Source organism: Bryocella elongata (assembly GCF_900108185.1).
Taxonomy (GTDB): Bacteria; Acidobacteriota; Terriglobia; order Terriglobales; family Acidobacteriaceae; genus Granulicella; species Granulicella elongata.
The window spans coordinates 68,299-89,772 of the sequence record NZ_FNVA01000003.1; the positions used below are offsets into that span (position 1 = coordinate 68,299).

General features: G+C 63.5%; 13 protein-coding genes. 7 read left to right on the top strand and 6 right to left on the bottom strand.

Translation table 11 applies throughout. The features are described from left to right. Positions 1 to 8 precede the first annotated feature (8 nt). Both C4S68_RS09635 and C4S68_RS09640 read right to left on the bottom strand, forming a co-directional pair. The gene (locus C4S68_RS09635) at positions 9 to 7,088 is read right to left on the bottom strand and encodes a choice-of-anchor D domain-containing protein (RefSeq protein ID WP_103932864.1); all 7,080 of its coding nucleotides are present in this window, start codon (positions 7,086 to 7,088) and stop codon (positions 9 to 11) included. 930 nt (positions 7,089 to 8,018) lie between these two features. After that, entirely contained in the window at positions 8,019 to 8,501 is a 483-nt protein-coding gene (locus C4S68_RS09640) for a DUF3592 domain-containing protein (protein WP_103932865.1), read from the bottom strand. Positions 8,502 to 8,613: 112 nt separating this feature from the next. On the opposite strand from C4S68_RS09640, the gene hslV reads away from it, so the two are divergent. The 6 genes from hslV to C4S68_RS09670 all read left to right on the top strand — a co-directional run bounded on the left by hslV (position 8,614) and on the right by C4S68_RS09670 (position 14,811). Beyond that, complete coding sequence (hslV, locus tag C4S68_RS09645; protein WP_103932866.1) at positions 8,614 to 9,267, top strand: ATP-dependent protease subunit HslV; 654 nt, start codon at positions 8,614 to 8,616, stop codon at positions 9,265 to 9,267. Positions 9,268 to 9,462: 195 nt separating this feature from the next. Further along, positions 9,463 to 9,921: a hypothetical protein gene (locus C4S68_RS09650; RefSeq protein ID WP_103932867.1), complete on the top strand. Its 459-nt coding sequence runs from the start codon at positions 9,463 to 9,465 to the stop codon at positions 9,919 to 9,921. Beyond that, positions 9,921 to 11,486 carry an ATP-dependent protease ATPase subunit HslU gene (gene hslU / locus C4S68_RS09655; RefSeq protein ID WP_103932868.1) on the top strand — a complete coding sequence of 522 codons (1,566 nt, stop codon included), beginning with the start codon at positions 9,921 to 9,923 and terminating at the stop codon, positions 11,484 to 11,486. Before C4S68_RS09650 ends, hslU begins: the two co-directional genes overlap by 1 nt. 186 nt (positions 11,487 to 11,672) lie before the next feature. Next, positions 11,673 to 12,053 (top strand): hypothetical protein, encoded by a 381-nt coding sequence (locus C4S68_RS09660; protein WP_103932869.1) that lies wholly within the window; start codon positions 11,673 to 11,675, stop codon positions 12,051 to 12,053. Between the two features lie 183 nt (positions 12,054 to 12,236). Beyond that, positions 12,237 to 13,034 (top strand): TetR/AcrR family transcriptional regulator, encoded by a 798-nt coding sequence (locus tag C4S68_RS09665; RefSeq protein ID WP_235011489.1) that lies wholly within the window; start codon positions 12,237 to 12,239, stop codon positions 13,032 to 13,034. 43 nt (positions 13,035 to 13,077) lie between these two features. Continuing rightward, positions 13,078 to 14,811, top strand: coding sequence for a hypothetical protein (locus tag C4S68_RS09670; protein ID WP_146072096.1), 1,734 nt, complete (start codon positions 13,078 to 13,080; stop codon positions 14,809 to 14,811). Between the two features lie 3 nt (positions 14,812 to 14,814). On the opposite strand, the gene C4S68_RS09675 is transcribed toward C4S68_RS09670, so the two are convergent. Both C4S68_RS09675 and C4S68_RS09680 read right to left on the bottom strand, forming a co-directional pair. Then, positions 14,815 to 15,744 carry a glycosyltransferase gene (locus C4S68_RS09675; RefSeq protein WP_103932871.1) on the bottom strand — a complete coding sequence of 310 codons (930 nt, stop codon included), beginning with the start codon at positions 15,742 to 15,744 and terminating at the stop codon, positions 14,815 to 14,817. Between the two features lie 26 nt (positions 15,745 to 15,770). Then, a complete protein-coding gene (locus tag C4S68_RS09680; protein ID WP_146072097.1) occupies positions 15,771 to 17,156 on the bottom strand; it encodes a hypothetical protein in 1,386 nt (461 codons plus the stop codon). A 202-nt stretch (positions 17,157 to 17,358) separates the two neighbouring features. Here C4S68_RS09680 and C4S68_RS09685 point away from each other — a divergent pair, with 202 nt between their 5' ends. Continuing rightward, positions 17,359 to 18,546 carry a hypothetical protein gene (locus tag C4S68_RS09685; RefSeq protein ID WP_103932873.1) on the top strand — a complete coding sequence of 396 codons (1,188 nt, stop codon included), beginning with the start codon at positions 17,359 to 17,361 and terminating at the stop codon, positions 18,544 to 18,546. An 84-nt stretch (positions 18,547 to 18,630) separates the two neighbouring features. Here the strand turns inward: C4S68_RS09685 and C4S68_RS09690 are convergent, their stop codons facing one another. Further along, entirely contained in the window at positions 18,631 to 19,626 is a 996-nt protein-coding gene (locus C4S68_RS09690) for a transaldolase (RefSeq protein WP_103932874.1), read from the bottom strand. A gap of 136 nt (positions 19,627 to 19,762) precedes the next feature. Then, positions 19,763 to 21,301 carry a glycogen synthase gene (gene glgA, locus C4S68_RS09695; protein WP_146072098.1) on the bottom strand — a complete coding sequence of 513 codons (1,539 nt, stop codon included), beginning with the start codon at positions 21,299 to 21,301 and terminating at the stop codon, positions 19,763 to 19,765. Positions 21,302 to 21,474: the final 173 nt, after the last annotated feature.

Sequence of the window (21,474 nt, forward strand, 5' to 3'; positions counted from 1 at the left end):
AGCACGTCCTACTGCACGATGAGCGTGAGCAACACTGTGTGCGAGATGCCTGACGCGGAGCCGGTGATAGTGAGGGTATAGGTGCCTGCGGGCGTGGGATATGGAAGCGTCGTCGTTGCTCCCGGAGGCAGTGCGCGCCCCGCACCGCAGCCGCTGAGCGAGGCGAGACCTATCGAGACAAGCATCATGCAAGCGAGGGAGACAAGCCTTCGCCTGCGTCGGCCGAGCCAGAGCAGCGGCATGCTCAAGGCGAATGCGATCTCTGTTCTGCGTTGCATCCACGGAGGTGCCGGGCCGCGTTCCAGTGCAGCGACGCCCGTGGTGACCGTGACGCTGATGACTTGGGTTCCGCCCAGTGCCCCGGTCGCTGGAGAGGCGAGGCAGTGCGAGTTCGTGGGTGCTCCAGTGCAACTAAGGGCAACGGGGCCGCTGAGAGACGCGGTCGAGGCGAGCTGCAGCGCGTACGACGCCGTGCCTCCGGTGTTGACCGTCTGCGATGTGGCTCCTGTAGCTACGAGGGTGAAGTCTACGCCTGCGCCCGCCAGCGCGACGGTTTGCGTTGCGGGAACACCGTTGGTGGTGAGCGTCAGCGAGCCGGAGTAAGAACCGGGCGCGGCGGGAGTTGAGTTGATCTGCAGCACGCAGTTGGCGCCGACTATGAGCACTGCGTTGCAGCTGTTGGAAGCGAGGGCGAAGCCGGGGCTGATGCTGGTGTTAGCGATGTTCAAGGGCAGGCCGCCGTTATTGGTCAGCACAACGGCCTGCGTGGCAGAGGCTGCGCCGACGCCGGTGGGAGCGAAGGTCAGCGACGCGGGACTCAGCGAGACACCTGGCGGCGCAGCACCGGTACCAGTCAGTACCACCGTCTGCGTGCGATACGAGTCGCTGATCGTGAGGATGCCGCTGCGGGCTCCTGTAGCCGTGGGTGTGAATGTGACGACGACGGCACAGGTGGAGTGCGCTGCCAGCGAAGGACCGCATGCGTTCACTGCACCGAACTCCGTGGTCGAGGTAGACGTTGCGATCAGCGTGAGCGGGACGTCCCCGGCGTTGGTCAGGGTCACTTGCTGGCCGGCGCTGGTGGTGCCGATCTGCTGCAGGGAGAAGGTGAGGGCCAACGGCGTCAGCGTATCCGTGGCAGGTGCATTGCCGGTACCGTTCAGCACGGCGGTCTGCGATCCAGCGCTGGTCGCGACGGTCAGCATGCCGGAGCGTGTGCCTGTGGCGACAGGGGTGAAAGTGATCGCGAGGGAGCATCCCGAGCTGGGTTGCAGGGAACTGCCGCAGGTATTGCTGGTGATCGCGAAGTCACCGGTGATGACCGGCGCCTGCAAGGTCGCGGCGTTGCCGCCGGTGTTGGAGAGCGTGACGATGAGCGTCGCCGATGTCTGGTTGACCAGGGTCGCGGGGAAGCTGAGCGACGAAGGCGTGAAGACGAGATTCGCTGGAGCGACGGCGACTCCGGTGAGAGAGATCGTCTCCGTGTGAGCGCTGTCCACCAGCGTGATCAGGCCGCTGCGATTTCCAGTCGCTGAGGGCGTGAACGTGATGCTGAGAGTGCAACTGCTGTGAGCTGCGACCGAAGCTCCGCAGCTGCTGACAGCGGCGAAGTCTGGGCTCGCGGACGTAATGCTGCTGATGCTGAGGTTGACGTCGCCGGTGTTGCTCAGCGTGACCGTTTGCGCGGGACTTGTGGTGCTCACCTGCTGCGAGGGGAAGGTGAGTGCGGTCGCGCTGAGCGTGTCCGTCGCAGCCTGCTCGCCCGTACCGCCAAGGCTGACGGTCTGCGTGCGCAGCGCATCCGTGATGACCAGGCTGCCCGTGCGCGTGCCTGAGCCCGATGGCGTGAACGTGACGTTGAGCGTGCAGGAGCTATGCGCCGCCAGCGATGCGCCGCAGTTCCCGGTGGCACCGAACTCTGCGCTGGAGGTGGTGATGCTCTGGATGCTCAGCGCGACGTCGCCTGTGTTGGTGAGCACGAGGTTCTGCGGGCTGCTGGTAGTGCCCACGGGCTCGATGGCGAAGGTGATCGCGGTCGCGGAGAGGTTGTCGGTTGCGGGCAGGTAGGTGGAGCCGGTGAGGGCGACCACCTGCGTGCGTAGGGTATCCGCCACGGTGAGTACGCCCGTAGATGTTCCTGTGGTCGAGGAGCTGAAGCTGATGCGATAGCTGCAGGAGCTGTGTGCCGCCAGCGAAGGTCCGCAGCCGTCCGCTACCGCGAAGTTTGGGTTCGAGCTCGAGACGCCGGTGAGGGACAAGGCCACGTCGCCGGAGTTTGTGAGCGTGGCGAGCTGCGCCACGCTGCTGATGCCGGTGGACTGCGCGGCGAAGGTGAGGGACAACGGAGAGAGCGTGTCCGTTGCAGCGGCGAGGCCTGTGCCGCTGAGGGTGACGGTCTGGATCGCTGGCGTGGCGCTATTGCCGACCGTCAGCGTGCCTGTGAGTGCTCCGCCCACCAAGGGTGTGAACGCCACGCTGACTGTGCAGGAGCTCCCCGCAGCCAGCGTACTTCCACAGTTGCTGGAGGCGAGCGTGAAGCCTGCGCTCACGTTGATTCCCGCGAGCGTGAGCGGCAGGCCGCCGGGATTGCTGAGGATCAGGTTCTCGGTGGCGCTGGTGCTTCCCACCACCGTGGAGGGGAAGGACAGCGCCGTGGCGGAGAGTGTGAGCGCGGCTGGTGTCGCCCCGGTACCCGAAAGGGCCACGATCTGCGGAGACGAGGGAGCATCGTCGACGAGGGTGAACGTGCCATTGAAGGCGCCGCCTGCGGGAGGCGTGAAGGTGATGCTGAAGGTGCAGGCCGAGCCTACGGACAGCGTCGCACCGCAGGTCGACGAGGCGACATTGAAGCCGGCGCTGGCGGTGGCAGACGAGACGTTCACGATTGTGCCGCCGTTGTTGGTAAGCGTGATGACCTGCGCCGTGGCGGTGGTACCCGTGAGTACCGCACCGAACCCCAGGCTTGCGGGTGCGACGGAGACACCTGCCGGCGCGGTTCCCTGTCCCGTGAGCGCGACGCTTTGCGTGCCGTTGGCATCGACCAGCGCGATGCTGCCGGTGCGCGCGCCCGTGGTGGTCGGAGAGAAGCTGACCGTGATGCTGCAGGAGGTGAGCGCCGGCAGTGAACTGCCGCAGTTGTTGGTCTGCGGGAAGTCGAGGCTCGACGACGTGATGCTGGTGATCGGGAGGGGCAGATCGCCGGAGTTCGTCAATGTGATGTTGCGCGGCGAGCTGGTGGTGCCGATGGTCTGCGAGACAAATGCGAGGCTGGTCGCGGAGAGCGTATCCGTGGCAGGAAGCGAACCTGTGCCCGACAGCGCAACGGACTGGGTATGGAGCGCGTCAGTTACGGTGAGCGAGCCGCTGATGCTGCCGCGCACGGCTGGGGTGAATGTGACGCTGAGCGCGCAGGAGCTGTGTGCTGCAAGCGAGGCGCCACAGTGATTGACGAGCGTGTAGGGAGACGGCGAAGCTGCGATGCTCGCAATGGCAAGCGCCAGATCGCCGGAGTTCGTCAACATCACGGTCTGGGCTGTGCTGGTGGTGTTCACGAGTTGTGAGGGGAAGGTAAGTGATGCCGGCGCGAGGGTGTCCGTGGGTGGAGCAGCACTGCTGCCGCTCAGGGCCACGGTCTCGGTCTGGATGGCGTCCACGATGATGAGCGAACCCGTGCGTGTGCCGGTCACCGTGGGCGCGAAGACGACACTCACACTGCAGGCTGTGTGAGGAGCGATGGAGCTGCCGCAGGCGTTCGTCTGGGGGAACTCGGTGCTGGTGGAGCTGATGCTGCTGAGGGACAAAGCGACGTCGCCGGAGTTAGTAATCGTCGCGAGCTGAGCCGCGCTGCTGGTGTTCACAGCCTGCGAGGCGAAGGTGAGCGAGACAGGCGAGAGCGTATCGGTCGCGGGATTGAAGCCGGTTCCGCTGAGGCTTACGGTCTGCGATCGGATCGCATCGGTGAGGGTCAACGTCGCGGTGCGCGTGCCACTCGCTGAAGGGGTAAACGCAACGTTGATGCTGCAGGAGCTTTGCGCGGCCAGCAACGTGCCACAGGTGTCGGTCTCACCGAAGTCTGCGCTTGACGAGGTGATGCTGGAGATCGCCAGGGCGAGGTCACCGGCGTTTGTGAGCGTGACCGTCTGTGCGGCGCTGGTGGTGTTCACCGGCTGTGAGGCAAAGGTGAGCGATGTTGGCGTGAGCGCGTCTGTGGCGGGATGGACGCCTGTGGCGCTCAACGGGACGACGACGGTGCCGCTCCCGGCGCTGGAGGGGATCGAGAGCGTCCCCGAAGCGCTGCCCAGCACGACGGGAACGAAGACGACGCCCACCGTACAACTGGTCCCCGCGGCAAGGCTGTGACCGCTGCAGGTGTCTGGCGCGCTGGCGGGGATGGCGAAGTTCCCGGTCACGCTGAGGGTGCCGATCACGAGTGTGGTGTTGCCACTGGAGGTGACGGTGAGGGTCTGCGCGGCGGAGGTGTTGCCGACTCCCGTGGCGGGGAAGGTGAGGCTCGCAGGAGAGACCGTGATCGCTGCCGCGACAGGCGGGGCGGCGGTGAGCAGCGGCGTGCTCCAGATGCCGCGGCCGTAGGTACCGGCGCGCAGCAGGCCGACGCGGCCGTCGCCGGTGGGCAGGCTGGCCCCGGCGGCGAGCGAGGTCACGGGCGAGTTGGGCAGGCCGGTACCGAGCGGGCTCCAGCAGTTGGTGGTCGGGCAGGTGGTGACGGAGGAGGTGACATAGACGCCGGTATCGAGCGCCACGTAGACGGTGTTTGCGTCGTTGGGATCGACGGCGACGGCGTTGGCAGGAGCGTTGGGAAGGTTTGCGGAGATGTTGGTCCAGTGGGCGCCGAAGTCGGTGGAGCGATAGAGGTGGGGCTCGCCGAAGCCCATGATGGTTGCGTAGATGATGGCTCCGGTCGCATCGTGGGGATCGACGGCGAGGGCTGAGACGTCGAAGCCTGCGGGGTTGAAGCCTGCGGAGTCGTTGGTGACCGGTGAGCCCGTGACGTCGGTCCACGCGGAAGTGCTGGTTGCGGCGTTGGCGGTGGTGGTGACGAAGACATGGCCGCCAATGGCGGCGCCACCGTCGAGCGAGCCGCTGATGCCGGCATAGATGACCTGGGAACCGGCCCATTGTGCGCTGGACGAGCTGGAGACGGGTCCGCCGAGCGCGATGGATCTCACAAGTGCGCTGGACGGAGTGCAAGGTGTGGCGCCGCCATCGAACGCAGGAGAGAGAGCGTTGCTGGTGGACCAGCTTGATCCTGAGCCTGCGGGCCCGCGCCACACGCGGCAGGTCGCGGTGACGAGGCTGGTCGTCATGCCGGGATCGAGCAGGGCGGGCGCATCGAGCTGGGCGGCGTCGTAGCTCACCTGGGCTTCGCCGACCGTTGCCGGAGGGACAAAGTTTGCCGGGGCGCAGGCTGGCCCCAGCTGGCAGAGAGCAACGTTGACCCCTGCGCCGATGCTGAGCAGCCAGTTCGAGGGCGTATTGGGATCGAGGAGAGGAAATCCGCCTTCCCCGGCCGACAGCTGCGGCCACGCGGCAAGCGAAGAAACCGTGCTCGTGGCTCCGGAGCCGTTCTGTCCGAGCCCGGCGAGCAGCGTATCGGCGTCCGAAGGATGCTGCGCGAGACCCACGATCTCGGCAAGCGAACCTCCTGCCCCGATGGCAGCGTTGAGGTTGTCGAAGTGGCTTGCGTCCGAGGCAGAGCAGGCTGCGCCCGTCTCGGCCACGCCGTCCAGTGAGCGCCAGAGGCCACTGTCGTTTCCGAGGAAGAGCAGTGGATTTCCTGAGGATTGGCTGAGGGTCGCCAGTGCATGTTGCGCGGGCGCTACCTGCGCGGGAGCGGCGCAGCCATTGACGGCGTTGGTGGTGTTGCGCCAGGTGCAGGAGGTTCCGTTGAGCGCGAGGGTGCAGCGGTAGAGGTCGATCGTGCCGGCGTAGAGGGCCGTTTCGCCCGAGGACGCGGGTGCAGCGGAGAGCGCGAGATTGTAGGTACCCTGCGCGATGGTGGTGTTACCGGAGCCGGCCTCCAGCGAGCCATTGTCGATCCGCGTGGCGAAAGCCGGTTGGGGCGTCGAGCACGCGCCGGCGTTGAGGCGGCAGAGATCCTGCCAGAGGCCCTGATCGTTCGAGCTGGCGTCGACGGTGAGGGCGTAGAGATCGCCTGTGGCGGGCTGTACCGCTAGTGCTCCTCGGAAGATCGGGCAGGCGGTAGAGGTGGTGATCGACGGGCAGTTCGCTAGCGCGAGGCCTGCGCCGGGCTGCGAAGCGAGGCGCGTCCAGGTCATGCCGTCGGGGGAGCTGTAGTAGCCGTGATAGCGAACGGCCGCGACAAAGAGAGCCCGCTGCGCGTCCCACACCATCGAGGTCACGGGGTTTCCGGGCTGGCTGCCGAAGTAGGGCGTGGGCTGCTGGACGACCTGGGCTCCGTCATAGAGGCTGGCCATCTGCCAGGTCAGGCCGGCGTCGCTGGAGTAGTACAGGCCCGCCGTGGAGGTGCTGGATTCGCCGGTGAGGATGCCGTCGGCGGAGGTGGAAAATGCCGCTACGACCAGCGAGGGTGAGGCGGTCGAGAACGCGATGCCTGCCGTTGCGAGGCCGATGAAGCTGTGGTTGCCGTTCACGCCGTCGTGCGAACCCTGGATGACGGCCCACGTGAGGCCGCCGTCGGTGGAGCGCAGCAGACCTTCGCCGTAGAGGGAATCGATGGCATCGTTGGGATCGCCAGTGCCCGCGAGGAGTACGGGGTTGGTGTGGGGCTGCACAGCCAGCGCACCGATCGAGAGCGAGGGGATGACGGCGCTGCCGGAGTTCGCGCTAAAGGCGGGAAGGTCATCGGTGAGCGGCGCAAAGGTGACGGAGCCGAGGGCGCTGGCAGCGTTGGCCGACTTCCAGACGCCGCCGCCGGTCGTCCCGAGATAGACGGTGTTGCCGGTGGCATCGTTGAGGTCGAGCGCTAGGGCGGTGACTCGCCCCGTGACATTGCCGTAGCTGAGGGACGCGAGGGAGCCGGGACCGAGTGGCTGCCACGGAGCGGTGAGGATGGAGCTGTCTGGCCGGGCGCTGCGGGCGGTTGCCATCGCGAACGACTGTCGGCGTGCCACGGCCAGAGCTTGCGACGGGCTGAGAAGCGGGTCGCGGGCCCCCGCTGGCCGGGCGACTCCACGCGCAGAGGCGAAGGTCCTGGCTCGAGCCCGGCGATTGGCGGAAGGTTGACTGCTTTCGGTCTGGCGGCCTTCGGACGGGACCTGTGGGTGGCTCGACAGCGGTGCTATGACGCAGAGGCTCGCCGCAACCAGGAGCGAACTCAAGCATGGGCGGAAGAACCGGGCGCATATCCGCCTTTGCAGCGGCGTGTGATGGCACGTCGTGCTGTTGGGCAGGCTCGCGATACGACTCAGCGGCAAGCAGACAGTCCCGGATACAGCGGCGTTGAGGCCCGAGGTACAGCTTATCTTCTGCTACTTCGGCAAACGACGCACTCCGCGCAAGGCAGAGAAGGCCAGGCAGCGAAGACGGTTATGCCGAAACGGTACAGAGAAATGAGCTTCGGTTTGGCGCTGAGTGTAGCAGGCTTCGGCGAGTCTCCGCGCAAATGTGCTATCAGCAGGCAACCTATCTCGTCTGGCAACGCTTTATCTTGCGATCTCGTGGGGAGTTACGGGCCAGCCCGCAGAAGTTTGCAGGCATCCGATCTTGAAGGAGCGGACGTGCACGCCCGGGCCCAGACGTATCGGCGTGCACGCCGCCCGCTCCGTCGATCCTTTGTCTCCGACTTAGTCAGCGAATTCGATCCTGCGGCCGCCACGAGCCGTAATCCGGTATATCGCATGGGGCTCGGTTGGATGGGGAGGAGCGACCTCTACGGCCTGCGTGAGGATCAGCGACAACGTGGAACTGATCGGCGACGCCCTCGCGGGGCGACCGCTACAACGAGTTCCAGATCCAGCGGATTGCGAAGAGACGTTCGAGGCAGCGGAACAGATGGAGCCCAGGTTTCCGCTGTTCTGTTAGCTTGACGTTCTGCTGCTCTGCGGTTCCGCTGCACTTCGAATAATTCCGGGCGTTCTGAGGCCGCTCCAGACCTCGCTGACGAGGACGCTATTGCCCGGATTGCGGGGGTCGTAGCGAACCTGGACCGGCTGGTCGAGACGGAAGCCTCGCACACGGTCGGCGAGCGCGGAGACATCCTGCGCGCAGTTGTAGACGACGCCTGCGAGGCGATAGCTGTAGACCAACACCTCGGGCTCGTCGGAGATGCTCTCTTCGCCCGCCAGGGTGCGGGCATCGAGGATAAAGCCGTCGGTGATGCGGCCCTTTTCGGAGAGATGCATCCGGCGGCGGCGTTCGACTTCATCCGGGGTGGGGCGGCGCAGGCGGAAGAACAGCCAGATGCCGAAGCCGATCAGCAGAAGGCCGCCGACGATGGCTCCGACCACCCGCAGGTCGATGCGCTGCAGCGTCTGCATCAGCTTGTGGACGGAGGGCTTCACTTCAAGGCGTTCCCGAGGGGTCTATTGAGGCCAGCATATCGCAGCCGGAAGGCTCGTGCGGCGAGACGCGCGAGATGGAGGGATATACTTTGAGGCTGTGCCGAAGAGGACTATGAAGCGATCGCAGAACGCCCGAACAAACTCGCGGCCCGGCCACGATGCCCGCGCCGGCCACCCACTGGATCTGGCGGACGGACGCCGCGTGCGCTCGACCACCGTGCTGTGCGTACGCCGCGGGGCTGATACCGTCATCGCCGCCGATGGCCAGGTGACCCTGGGCGCCACCGTGATGAAACGCGCCGCGAAGAAGCTGCGGCGGCTTTACAACGAGCGCATCCTCGCTGGCTTTGCGGGATCCACCGCCGATGCCTTCGCGCTGTTCACGCGGTTCGAATCCAAGCTGGAGCAGTTCGGCGGCAACCTGAGCCGGTCGGCAGTGGAGCTGGCCCGCGAGTGGCGTACGGACAAGCAGCTTCGCCAGCTCGAAGCGCTGCTGATCGTCGCCGACGGGAAGCAGATGTATGTGCTCTCCGGCGATGGCGATGTGATTGAACCGGACCCGGTGCGCAACGCCGCGGGTGAGACCGTCGGCTATATCGCGACGATCGGCTCGGGCGGAAACTATGCGCTGGCCGCCGCGACGTCGCTGCTGGAGAACACCGATCTCACCGCCCGCGAGGTGGTGGAGAAGAGCATGAAAATCGCGGCGGAGATCTGTATCTACTCCAATGACAATGTGACGTTTGAAGAGCTGAGGGCCGAGTAGAATACTGATAGTGGAGGGCTTCCATGCAGGAGTGGGTTGCTGCTGATCCGAGCCGAACGATTCGCATCTTTGAGTCGTTTGAGGAGCAAGACCGGGAGACGATCCGGTACTGGAAAGCCCAGCCTTTCGGGGCCAAGATGCGGGCGATCGCGGAGATGGCGGAAGCGTTCTCACGCCAGCATGGGATCGATACGGATGCTCAAGGACCAAGAAGAGTTACTCGCCGCATTCAACGCACACGGGGTTGAATACGTTGTCATCGGCGGCCACGCTGTGGGTGCCTACGGCGAACCTCGCTTGACGAAGGACCTGGATATTCGGATTCGAAGTACCCCTGAGAACGCACAACGCATTTTCAAGGCGCTGGCAGAATACGGAGCACCGATCGCCGGGTATCAACCGTCGGATTTTTTCGGACGTCCCGGCCAGGTAATTCAGTTCGGTGTTCCTCCGAATCGGATCGATGTGCTGCAGGCCATTGAGGGCGTATCAACGGAAGAAGCTTGGCGAGACCGAACTATCTGCTTCCTCGATGGAGGAGTGCAAGCGTCGGTTATTTCCCGCGAACACCTGATTCGAAATAAGAAGGCTGTCGGCAGGCTGCAGGATCTTGCGGACGCAGCTATGTTGGAAAAATACGGTGATACGGAATAATGGCCATTTACCTACCCGCAACCGCAGAAGATCAAGCCGTCTCGCTTGAAGATATGACGCCCCGCGAGATCGTCGCGGAGCTCGATAAGTACGTGGTCGGGCAGGCTGCGGCCAAGCGTGCCGTCGCCGTGGCGCTGCGCAATCGCACCCGCCGCCAGAAGCTTTCACCAGACATTGCCGACGAGGTGATGCCGAAGAACATCCTCATGATCGGGTCGACCGGCGTGGGCAAGACCGAGATCGCGCGGCGGCTGGCGAAGCTGACCAACTCACCCTTCCTGAAGGTCGAGGCGTCGAAGTTTACCGAGGTGGGCTATGTCGGGCGTGACGTGGAGTCCATCGTGCGCGACCTGGTCGAGACTGCCATCGACATGGTGCGCGAAGAGAAGCTGGACGAGATCGAAGACCGCGCCGAGCTTGCCGCCGAAGACCGCATCATCGACCTGGTGCTGGCCCAGAGCGAACGCCCTGCGCCGGCGCGCGCCGACCACCCCGCAGGGGTGACGGAGATTGCCGCCCCCGCGCTCGCCGCGGCTGAGCCGAGCGGAATCCATGCTGTAGAAGCCCCTGCGGCTCCTGAGTCGGACCGCAGCCGCGAACGGGAACGCCTGCGGCAGCAGTTCCGCGAAGGACGGCTCGACGACCGCATGATTGAGCTGGAGACCCGCGATCGCAACCAGCCGCAGGTCGAGATCTTTTCCAACCAGCCGTCTGACGAGATGGAATCGAATGGCATGAAGGAGATGCTCTCGAACATGTTCGGGCAGCGGACCCGCCGCCGCCCCATGAAGCTCGGTGAGGCCTTCGACTACCTGGTGCAGGAAGAAGAGGGACGCCTGCTGGACATGGACCAGATCACGCGCGTCGCCATAGAGCGTGTGGAGGACACGGGCATCGTGTTCCTCGATGAGATCGACAAGATCGCAGGGCGCGAGGGCGGGCATGGTCCCGACATCAGCCGCGAAGGCGTGCAGCGGGATATCCTGCCGATCGTCGAAGGCACGACCGTGAACACGAAGTATGGCTTCGTGACGACAGATCACATCCTGTTCATCGCGGCGGGAGCGTTCCACGTCTCCAAGCCCAGCGACCTGATCCCCGAACTGCAAGGCCGGTTCCCCATTCGCGTGGAGCTGAAGCCGCTGACCGTCGACGACTTCCTGCGCATTCTCACCGAGCCGCGCGCCTCGCTGGTGAAGCAAGCTCGGGCGTTGCTCGAGACCGAAGGACTGACGCTGGAGTTTACCGCGGAGGCGCTTGAAGAGATGGCCCGGTTCGCCTTCACGGTCAACGAGCAGACCGAAAACATCGGCGCGCGGCGCCTGCATACCATCCTCGAGAAGGTGCTGGACGAGATCAGCTTCTCCGCGCCGGACATGATCCGCGCCGCGCAGAGCGGTACGAACGCCAATATTGATGGCGTTCCGGCTCTGGTGGACCGCGTCGTGCATCGCGACAACGGTGAAGACACCACGCAGCGCGTGCTGACGATCGACCACAAGTACGTTGCCGCGCAGGTGGAGAGCATCGTGAAGAACGAGGACTTGAGCCGGTACATTCTTTAGCAGAACAGCAGAACAGCAGAACAGCAGAACAGCAGAACAATGTGACAACCGCGCGGCCCGAATGGGGCCGCGTCGATTTTGAACGTGTTCACTTTTAAGTTGCGTCGCTGTCGGTATGGGCGTATTTCTATTTCTGAACACGTTCAGAAACGAATCGGAGCTGATGCAGCACCAAGGAGAGGGAAGATGAATATCGGTTTGATCTACGCGCTGTATGTCGCCATTTCACTGGCCATGACGGCCTGGGTAGCGCGCACGCTGCACCGCAACGGACGGGTCTTTCTTGTGGATGCCTTTCGCGGCAACGAGATTCTGGCGGACGCGGTGAATCACCTTCTGGTCGTTGGGTTCTACCTCGTGAACATCGGCTTCATCCTCTTGGCGCTCAAGACGGAGTACTCGATGGCGAACCTGCGGGCCGTGCTGGAGGTGGAGAGCTGGAAGCTTGGGGTCGTGGTCACGGTGCTGGGCATCATGCACGTCACCAACATCGTCATTCTGACGTTGATGCGGTTTGGCACGCGGAACCGGGCGAATCGCGAGACGGAGCTTCCGGCGACGGCGTAGGAGTTCGTGCCGTCAGCTCCGTTGTAGAGATTGGCTGGTGGCACGAGCAACTTTCCAGAAGGCTGAGAACAACCATGCACAACCGGAGATTTGTGATGCTTACCCCCGCAACGAGTATCCTCATCCTGAGCCTGGCCACGGTGGCCAGCCTGTGGCTCTGTACCCGAAGCAAGCAGCACAAGAGTGCTACATCGAAACCTCTGCGTCGCGCCGTGCATCGTCCGTCGCAGGTTCTGGGAGATCCGTACCATCTGCGCAGCTAAGAAGACATCGACGATCGAGAAGCCTGCGAGACAGGCGCGCAGGGCGGCGGGCGCCGAGGCGGGGACGAAGAGCGAGGAGACGCGCGCTCGCATCCTTGCCGCGGCGCTGGCGGTCTTCCGTGAGCACGGCTTTGAGCGGGCCACGATGCGGGAGATCGCGGCCGAGGCGGGCGTAGCCACCGGTGCGGCGTACTACTACTTCGACTCCAAGGACGCGCTGGTGATGGCGTTCTATGAGCAGTCGCAGCGGCAGATGGTGGCTGACCTCGAAGTGAAGCTGGCGCAGGCAAAGACGCTGGAGCAGCGGCTGCGGACCATCATCGGCGAGAAGCTTGAGTACTTCGCGCCCAACAAACGGTTGCTCGGAGCGCTCTCTGCGCATGCGGACCCGGAGCATCCGCTGAGCCCTTTCAGCAGCGAAACGAGCGCCATCCGCGAGGAGGACCTGGGCTTCTTCGAGCGGGCTGTTGCAGACTCGGGCGTGAAGCTGCCGAAGGACATCGCACCATACCTTCCGCGGCTGCTGTGGATGTACCAGATGGGGCTCATTCTTTTCTGGGTATATGACCGCTCCACGAATGCCCGCCGCACGAAGGCCCTGTTCGACCAGACACTGAAGATGCTGCTGTTGACGTTGAAGATTGCGCAGCTTCCGCTGCTGCGGCCGATGCATCGGATGGCGGCGGAGTTGCTTCGCGTGGTCTACGACGAAGCGTAGCGCTCGCCGCATCGTTGTGAGCCTGCTGCGCTATGCTGGCCCTATGCAGCGTGTGACAAACGCCTTGGCCGGGACTGGGACGTGGGCCCGGCGACTCCTGATTGCGTACAGCGCGATCCTCTTCTTCAATGGGATTGGTCTGGCGAAGTACGACATCTATCAGCTTGATGGCGACGCGCTGGCGTTCATGGATATTGCCTCCGCGATGCTGCGGCACGACTGGGCGATGGCCATCAACGGCTATTGGAATCCGCTGTATTCGGTCGTCCTTGCAGCAGGGCTGCAGCTCGCACATCCCACGCGGGTGCACGAGCTGCAGGTGTTCTACTACTGCAACTTCTTCATCTACTGCTGTTCGTTCGCGGCCTGCGCGTACCTGATCTCCGGGCTGTTGCAGCTGCGTGCAAAGAAGGATCCTGACGCCACCCATGCCTTCTCGGCCACGGCGTTGTACTTCTTCAGCTTTGCGACGCTGCTGGTGTCGTTCCTGCGCGAGCTTTCGCTGGGCAAGGTGCGTAGTGACGCGCTGATGATGACGCTGTTTTTCGTCGCTGCGGGAACGTTGCTGCGCATCCAGGTCGAGCGCAGGGTGTGGCTCTTTCCGCTGCTTGGATTGTCGCTGGGGCTGGCGTACCTGACCAAGTCGTATGCGATGATTCCGTCGGTGTTGTTGCTCGGAGCCCTTGGCTTGTATGCCGTCTTGCGCGAACGGCGGATGCTTGCCGGTGTCATTCTCGCGGGCCTCGTCTATGCGGCGCTGGCAGGACCTTACGTCTATGGCATATCGAAGCAGCGCGGGTATCTGACGACCGGCGAGAGCGCACGCATGAACTATGCCTTCTTTGTCGATGGCACCGCGCGCTGGCACGAGTGGCGGACGGGCGACCTGGGCCACGCCAGCGCGAACTGGGCGCATCACGAAGAGCTCCTGCTAAATTCACCGGCGATCTACAGCTATCGCGACCACCAGGTGGGCACATATCCCCTGTGGTTTGATCCTTCGTACTGGACGCAGGGGCTGAAGCCGAAGATCTACCTGATGGGGCATGTGCACCGGCTGATCCGGACCACCGAGCTGCTGACCAGGTTCCTGCTGGAGCGGCCTGAGCCGCTCGTCGTGCTGCTTTTGTTCTTCCTGCTCGGAGCCAGATTGCCCGCGAGTTGGCGCGAAGCTCTGCCGTACCTGGTGCTGATCGGATGGGGAGCGCTGCTGGTCGCCATCTACATGCCCATCGACCTGCAGGATCGTTACGTGCAGTTCGCATTCATGTTTGTGCTCTTCCCGCTGACGGCGATGCTGCGGACCGGAAGAAGCGCAGCGTTGCCAGCTGGTGTCGAGGTCGCGTGCATCGCACTGGCCTTCGTGCTGCTGGGACAAAGCCTGCGCGATATCGCGCAGACGCGCCGGATCGACAACGTGACCGCGCAGCCGGGTGGAGCGTACAGCAAACAGATCTATCCGGCAGCTGCCGCGTTGCGAGCACTGGGAACGAGCCCCGGGAGCTATGTGGCCTGCTTCGGCGATCAGGCCTGCTACGTCGACCAATACTGGGCGCGGCTTGCGGATACGGCCATCGACACCGAGATTGAGGTGCCGGATGATGGCGATCCGATGACGTTCTGGAACTCCCTCACGAACAAGGAGCAGGTGCTGGCTACGGTGCGGCGGAATGGCGCCAAGGCGATTGTTGCCGAGTCGGCAACGACCACGGACACACCAGCTGGGTGGGAGCATGTACCGGGAACGGTCTTCTTCGTCTATCCGCTGAATCAGTAAGTTCTACGGCTCGAAGAAGGGAACGTCGAGGTAGCGCATGCGGCGCACCTCGGCGCGGCCGCGAGCGACCGAGTCCAGGATCAGGCCACAGAAGAGCGACAGCGACGCGAGCAGCATGATCCCCATCGCGAGGATGGCCGTAGGGAAGCGTGGCACCAGGTGCGTGCGGTGGAACTCCAGCGCGATGGGCAGCGCCAGGCCAATGCTGAGGCAGAAGAAGAACACCGCAGCCAGCGAGAAGAAGAGCAGTGGGCGCTCATCCTTGACGAGCAGGATGATGGTGCGAAGGATGCGTGCGCCGTCGGCGTAGGTGTTGAGCTTGGAGGTGCTGCCCTCTTCGCGGTCGCGATAGGGAGTATCGACCTCGCCCAGCGGCATGCGCAGCTGCAGCGCGTGCACGGTGAGCTCGGTCTCGATCTCGAAGCCGTGCGATGCAGCAGGAAAGCTCTTGACGAAGCGGCGCGAGAAGATGCGGTAGCCGCTGAGGAGGTCGCGGATGCGGCTTCCGAAGATCTTCGCGACCAGGCCGGTGAGAACGGAGTTTCCAAGCCGATGCCCAGGCCGGTATGCGGCCTCAATGTCGGTGATGCGAGCGCCGTTCACCATGTCGAGATGCTCGCGCAGAAGCAACTCGATCATCTGCGGCGCATACCTTGCGTCGTAGGTGCCGTCTCCATCGACGAGGACATAGATGTCGGCTTCTACGTCCGAGAACATGCGTCGGACGACGTTGCCCTTGCCGGGAAGAGTCTCGCGGCGCACGATGGCGCCATGTTCTCGGGCAATCTCCTCCGTGTTGTCGGTGGAGTTGTTGTTGTAGACGTAGATCACAGCGGACGGCAGCGCGGCACGAAAGTCATCGACGACCCGCGAGATCGATATAGCTTCGTTGCGGCACGGCACAAGAACTGCAATGCGGGGAGTGTTCGCCATGGTGTGAGCTTCTTGGGTCAAGGCTATCACTGTGCTCCTGAAGGACATTGGCCCTGTCGCGCGAAGGTCTGCGGCATGAGGAGGCTCTGCGCGGCTGTCGCCGGGATATCGCAGGGCAGGAATGCCAGCGAAGGTTGATCCCCTACGGTGTTGACGAAGTTCATGGGAGCGATTGCCTCCTGGCGATACCCCGAGGTGAACGGTGGCCCATTGAACAACCAGGCAGGGGAGTACGTTTCGGGCTCGTGATCGAGGAGGATCGCTGTGAAGTGTTTGCCGGCAATGGCTTCTCGTACCTCCGCCGCTACCTGTGGGTCCTTCTCCAGCACGGCGTCGAGAGCGTCCATCTCCGCGTGCAAGGGCTTGCCCGCGAGGATGGCATCGTAGCTGTGGCTGGTGAGCCAGATATCGCCAGGAACACCACGGACGATGTCCAGGAAGTGCTCGCGCGTGGCGAGCATCGATGGCGAAGGATCGAATTCGATCGGCCGGTAGAGGTGCATGGATATCTGCGCGATGACCATCAGCCAGAGCAGGCCCGGAAGCGGCGACTGCGCGTCGAGAGGCGCCAACCGGGCAATCGCGATACCGGCGACCAGCACGAGCCACACGTAGGCGGGAAGGATTGTGTTGACGTAAGAGCCCTCATGCGCGCGCGCGAACCAGATGCTTCCCGTAATCAGCAGCGTGAACCAGACATAGAAAAAACCACGCTGGGAAGACCAGCGGATGGGTCGGACCATGAGCGCCATCGCGCACAGAAGCAGGGCGATGGGCAGAGGCTGGAGCAGATCGTAGGGCAGATACAGCACCGCGTAGTGCCTTGAGATTCCGAGCTGTTTCACGGTACCGAAGACATAGTAGCTGTACCAGCCGCCCGAAGTGCGCTGCAGCCAGACGATGCTGAGCCACGCAAGCGCAGCATAGATCGCCATATTGAGCACCATGCGGCGCGGCCGTCTCCACTCGACGACAAAGGCCAACAGCCCTATGGGCAGAAATCCCTGCTTCGTCTGGAACGCCAGCACCCAGACTATGGCTGCAATCGGCGGAGGTGCGAAGCGCATACAGTACACGGCAAGCACAAAGAGAAAGACGGACAACGAATCCACTCGCCCAATGTCGTACCACCCCAATGCGACGCTGTAGAGCGAAGCATAGATGCCCACGGCAGAGATGGCCGCTACGGTGTTCGCAGTCTCGCGGCGAATGTGCAGATACAGTACCGCTGCGGTTCCCAGCGCTGACAACAATGACACCGAGCGAAGAGCGACATATCCCAGCCCGGTGATCTTGGACATCGCGAGTGAAGCATAGAAGAACAGAGGCGCATACAGGAACGGGGCCCATTCGAGCGATGGCTTCCCGTACAAAGGTTGTCCATGGGCGAGCCGCCACACGGAGGTCATCATGGCTGATTCCATGCGGTCAAGTTCAAAGGGATACCGCAGTCGCCGCACGGCTGTGTATACGAATGCCAACAGCATCAGCAACGAAAGAGAGACCGCGATGCCCTGGGTTCGACGCAGCCATAAAGCGCGTTGCGCGCTGGCATTCGGTGCATCCATGGCTGCTAGTATAGGTCTGTTTGCAGGGGTCGCGTGAAGCAGAGATATGGAATATCGCCTACAGAGACGCTGCGATTTCGCGCTGAAGGCTTTGCTCCTTTGCTGTGCAACCGTTCTGATTCCACTCAGCATCTATAACCTGCACAATCGCGGAGACTGGAGTCTCGCCGACTGGTTGATCAATTACTCGAGCGGCTTTGTGCGTCGAGGATTGATTGGTTCGGGGTTTCTCGCCCTTGCGCGGATGCACATTCCGGTCGTGGCATCCGTGCTGCTTGTGCAGCTTGGTGTGTATGGCGTCACGCTCGTCGGAGTATGGCGGATCTTTCGCGAAGTCGACTGGACGTTTGGGCTCCTGCTCATCATCTTCTCGCCTGCCACGTTGCAGTTTCCTCTCATGGATCCGGGCTTCGCGCTACGAAAAGAGATTCTGCTCTATGCAACGCTTACGTTCGTTCTGATCTTCGCTGGACGGATGCGAACATCATGGTTGATCCTCAGCCTCCTGTTGATCGTGGCGGCGATGGTGCTGTCCCATGAGGCCATCTTTGTCTACCTGCCTTATGTTGTCGCCGCCCTTTTCCTGGTGACGCGCGATCTCCGCAGAACACTGCTCATCTCGCTGCTGCCTCTGATTGTGGCTGCGCTTTGCTTTCTCTCGGTCTCCCATCATCCGGGAGGAGCATCCGCCGCGCAGGCTATCTGCGTCGCGGTGAAGAACACGCATCCTCCACACGCTGAGACGATCTGCGGAGGCGCCATCGACTACCTCGCGCAGACGTCAGATTTTGCGCGGGAGCACGTGCTTCGCGTCTCGAACGCAGAGCACTACTGGCGCGTGATGCCTACGCTGTTTCTTCTCTCGGCGTTCCCGTTTGTCTGGCAGCTGGAGACCATGCGCCGGCTTGGTCAGCGCCGCGAGGCATTCGTGATTGGCGGGTGTGCGCTACTCGCTACGCTGGGCTCGATCGGGCTCTTCCTGTTTGGGACCGACTGGACGCGATGGGTATCGATCCATGCCTTCTGCCTGATGCTGCTGTGCGGCTTTGCGGCATCCCGGCGGAGGAATGCCGAGCACGATACGGGGGCGCGACCGCTATCAAGGAGCCGCCTGATGGTGGGAGGAGCCGCACTTGCCGTCTATGCGCTGGCGTGGAATCTTGCGCTCTATCAGCCGCGAATTCCCCTTGGCGGCCTGGTTCACTACGTCGTCATGGCACGCCGCGACGCCTGAGTTCTGCGCTGAACGCACCGAGGGCCGGACATGGCGTCCGGCCCTCGGTATTTGCGATTCGTCCCGACTCGATTGCCCGGCCGCTTAGGCGTTGACCGGCTCAGCCTTGAGCTCGGCGACGCGCTTGGCGAGCAGAGCTTCGAGGTCTTCGAGAGCCTTGGAGAAGCCTTCGATGCCTTCCTTCAGCTTGTCGTGGGCCATCCGGTTTTCCTCGTGCATCTTGTCGAAGGTCGCCTTGTCGATGGAGATCTTCTCGACATCGGAGGCCTTAGCCTTCTCAGGATCGAGAGCGCGCTCGAGGGTGCCTTCGGTGTTCTGCAGCTTCTCGAGGAGGTCCGGAGAGATGGTCAGCAGGTCGCTGCCGGCGAGTTCGACGATCTCACCCGTGTTGCGGAAGCTGGCGCCCATGACCTGGGTCTTGTAGCCGAACTTCTTGTAGTAGGTGAAGACCTCGGTGACGCTCTTGACGCCCGGATCGTTCGCGCCCTCGTAGTCGCCGGGCTCGTTCTTCTTGTACCAGTCGAGGATGCGGCCGACGAAGGGCGAGATGAGGGTGACCTTGGCTTCAGCGCAGGCGATGGCCTGGTGCAGGCCGAAGAGCAGCGTCAGGTTGCAGTGGATGCCTTCGGTCTCGAGGATCTCGGCGGCCTTGATGCCTTCCCAGGTGGAAGCGATCTTGATCAGCACGCGGTCGTTGGTGATCCCAGCAGCGTGGTACTGGCTGATGATGTCGCGTGCGGCAGCCAGGGTGCCTTCGGTGTCATAGCTCAGGCGGGCATCGACTTCGGTCGAAACGCGGCCCGGGACGATCTCGAGGATCTTGCGGCCGAAGGCGACAGCGAGCGACTTGAACGCCGCGGCGGCGATTGCCTTATCGTCCGCCGACTCACCCAGGGAGGACTTCGCCTGCGAGAGCACGTCGTCGATGATCGACTGGTACTCGGGCATGGTGGCGGCCTTGGCGATGAGCGAGGGGTTGGTGGTCGCGTCGGTCGGCTTGTACTTCTTGATGGAGTTGATGTCGCCGGAGTCGGCGACCACGGTGGTCATGCTCTTGAGCTGATCGAGAAGATTGGCCATGGAAAGCTCCCTGCGGCGTCAATGTAGGCGCAAACGGCGCGTCCCCTCCATTATAAATGCCGGGGCCGTTACGGTTGCGTGACGAGGAAGTGGGGCCGCCGGACAGCACATTGTGGGGATGCGCCCGGCAGCAACATCAGCCCTTGCGGGCAGCAATGAGTTTTTCGTAGAGATCGATGGTCTGCAGGGCGATGGCGGTCCAGCTGAACTGGGCCTCCACGCGGCGGCGGCCGGCCTCACCCATGGCGCGGGCCTCGTCCGGATTGGCGAGCAGATCGTTGAGCTTCGCGGCCAGGGCCTTCGAGAAGGCTTCCGGGTCGGAGGGAAAGGTCGTCACCGGATCGGCCTCAAACGGGACCAGGTAGCCGGTCTGCTCCGCGTGTGAGGGAGAGTCCGGTCCCGCCTTGGGCTCGGGGGCAGTCTGGCGGGCTGCTGGGACGTCGGTGGTGAGGATGAACTCGAACTCCGTGTGGCGGCGACGGGGTGTCGTGACCGGGGAGTTGGAGCCGGATGCATTGAAAGTCGGACCGCTAAACGAGGGATCCACGACGACTTCCAGGATGCCGCCAGTCGCCGAGGCGACTACTGGAGCGCGGCAGGCCATGGCTTCGAGGTTGATGATGCCGAAGGGCTCGTAGACCGAAGGGCAGCAGAAGACGGCGCAGTGCGAGTAGAGCTGGATGGCCTCGGCCTTGGTGACCATCTGCTCGATCCAGACGATGTTGTGGCCGGTGCCGGTGGGATCGCCGGTCGCGGTGGCGAAGCCGGAGGGGTTGCTGATACCGTCGCTCTCGACCGCCACCATGGCTGGCTGGCTGCCGATCGTGGCCGCGCGGGCCTCCTCGACCTTGGCACGCATCTCGGCCGCGATCTCCGGGGTGTCCGGGGCACCGGCGCAGAGGACGACCTGGGTGCCGGGCGGAAGGTACTTGATGGCATCAACAAGGTGTGTGACGCCCTTCTGGCGCGTGATGCGGCCGACGAAGAGGACGTAAGGCTTGTGCGGGTCGACGCCGTACTTGATCAGCGCGTCCTGGTGGGGGGTGTACTGGTACTGCTGCAGGTCGATGCCGTTGTAGATGACGTGGATCTTCGCGGGATCGACGTCGGGGTAGGCCTTCTGGATGTCGGCCTTGGTGCCCTGCGAGACGGCGATGACCGCGTCCGCATCAAGGATTGCCGTCCGCTCCATCCACGAGCTCAACGCATAGCCCGAGCCCAGCTGCTCCGCCTTCCACGCGCGCAGCGGCTCCAGCGAGTGCGTGGTGAGGACGAAGGGGATGTTGTAGAGCTTCTTCGCGAGGAAGCCGGCCATCGAGACATACCAGGTGTGGGTATGGATGACGTCGAGCTTCTCGAGGTTGAGCTGCTGCAGGAGATTAAGCGACAGGGCCTCGAGCGCGCCCTTGAACTTCTGCGTGGTGCCATTGCTGATCGCCTCCCACGGCTGCTCGAAGTGGACATCCAGGCCAGATGAGCCCCCTTCGGTGAGCCCTGCGGGCGGCTCCTCGCAGTGGTCGCCGCGTGGGTCGCCCTGCTCCTTCGGTACTTCACCCCAGGCGTGAACCTCGACCTCGATCTGCCGTGCCATCTCGCGGGAGAGGTACTCGACGTGAACGCCGGCGCCTCCATAGACATAGGGGGGATACTCACGGGTCATCAGGCCAACACGCACGGGCAGGGTCTCCTTGTGTGGGCCGCTCGGACGGCGGCTCCTACTGAATCCATGGATGAGAATACTCGCGGCTGCGGGCTTTGTGGGTCTGCAACCGTGGCTGGTTTGCGTGCAGCTGGTTTGCGTGCATCTGGGCGGGCGTGTTGAATCGCGTTATGCCGAGGAAGTTTTCT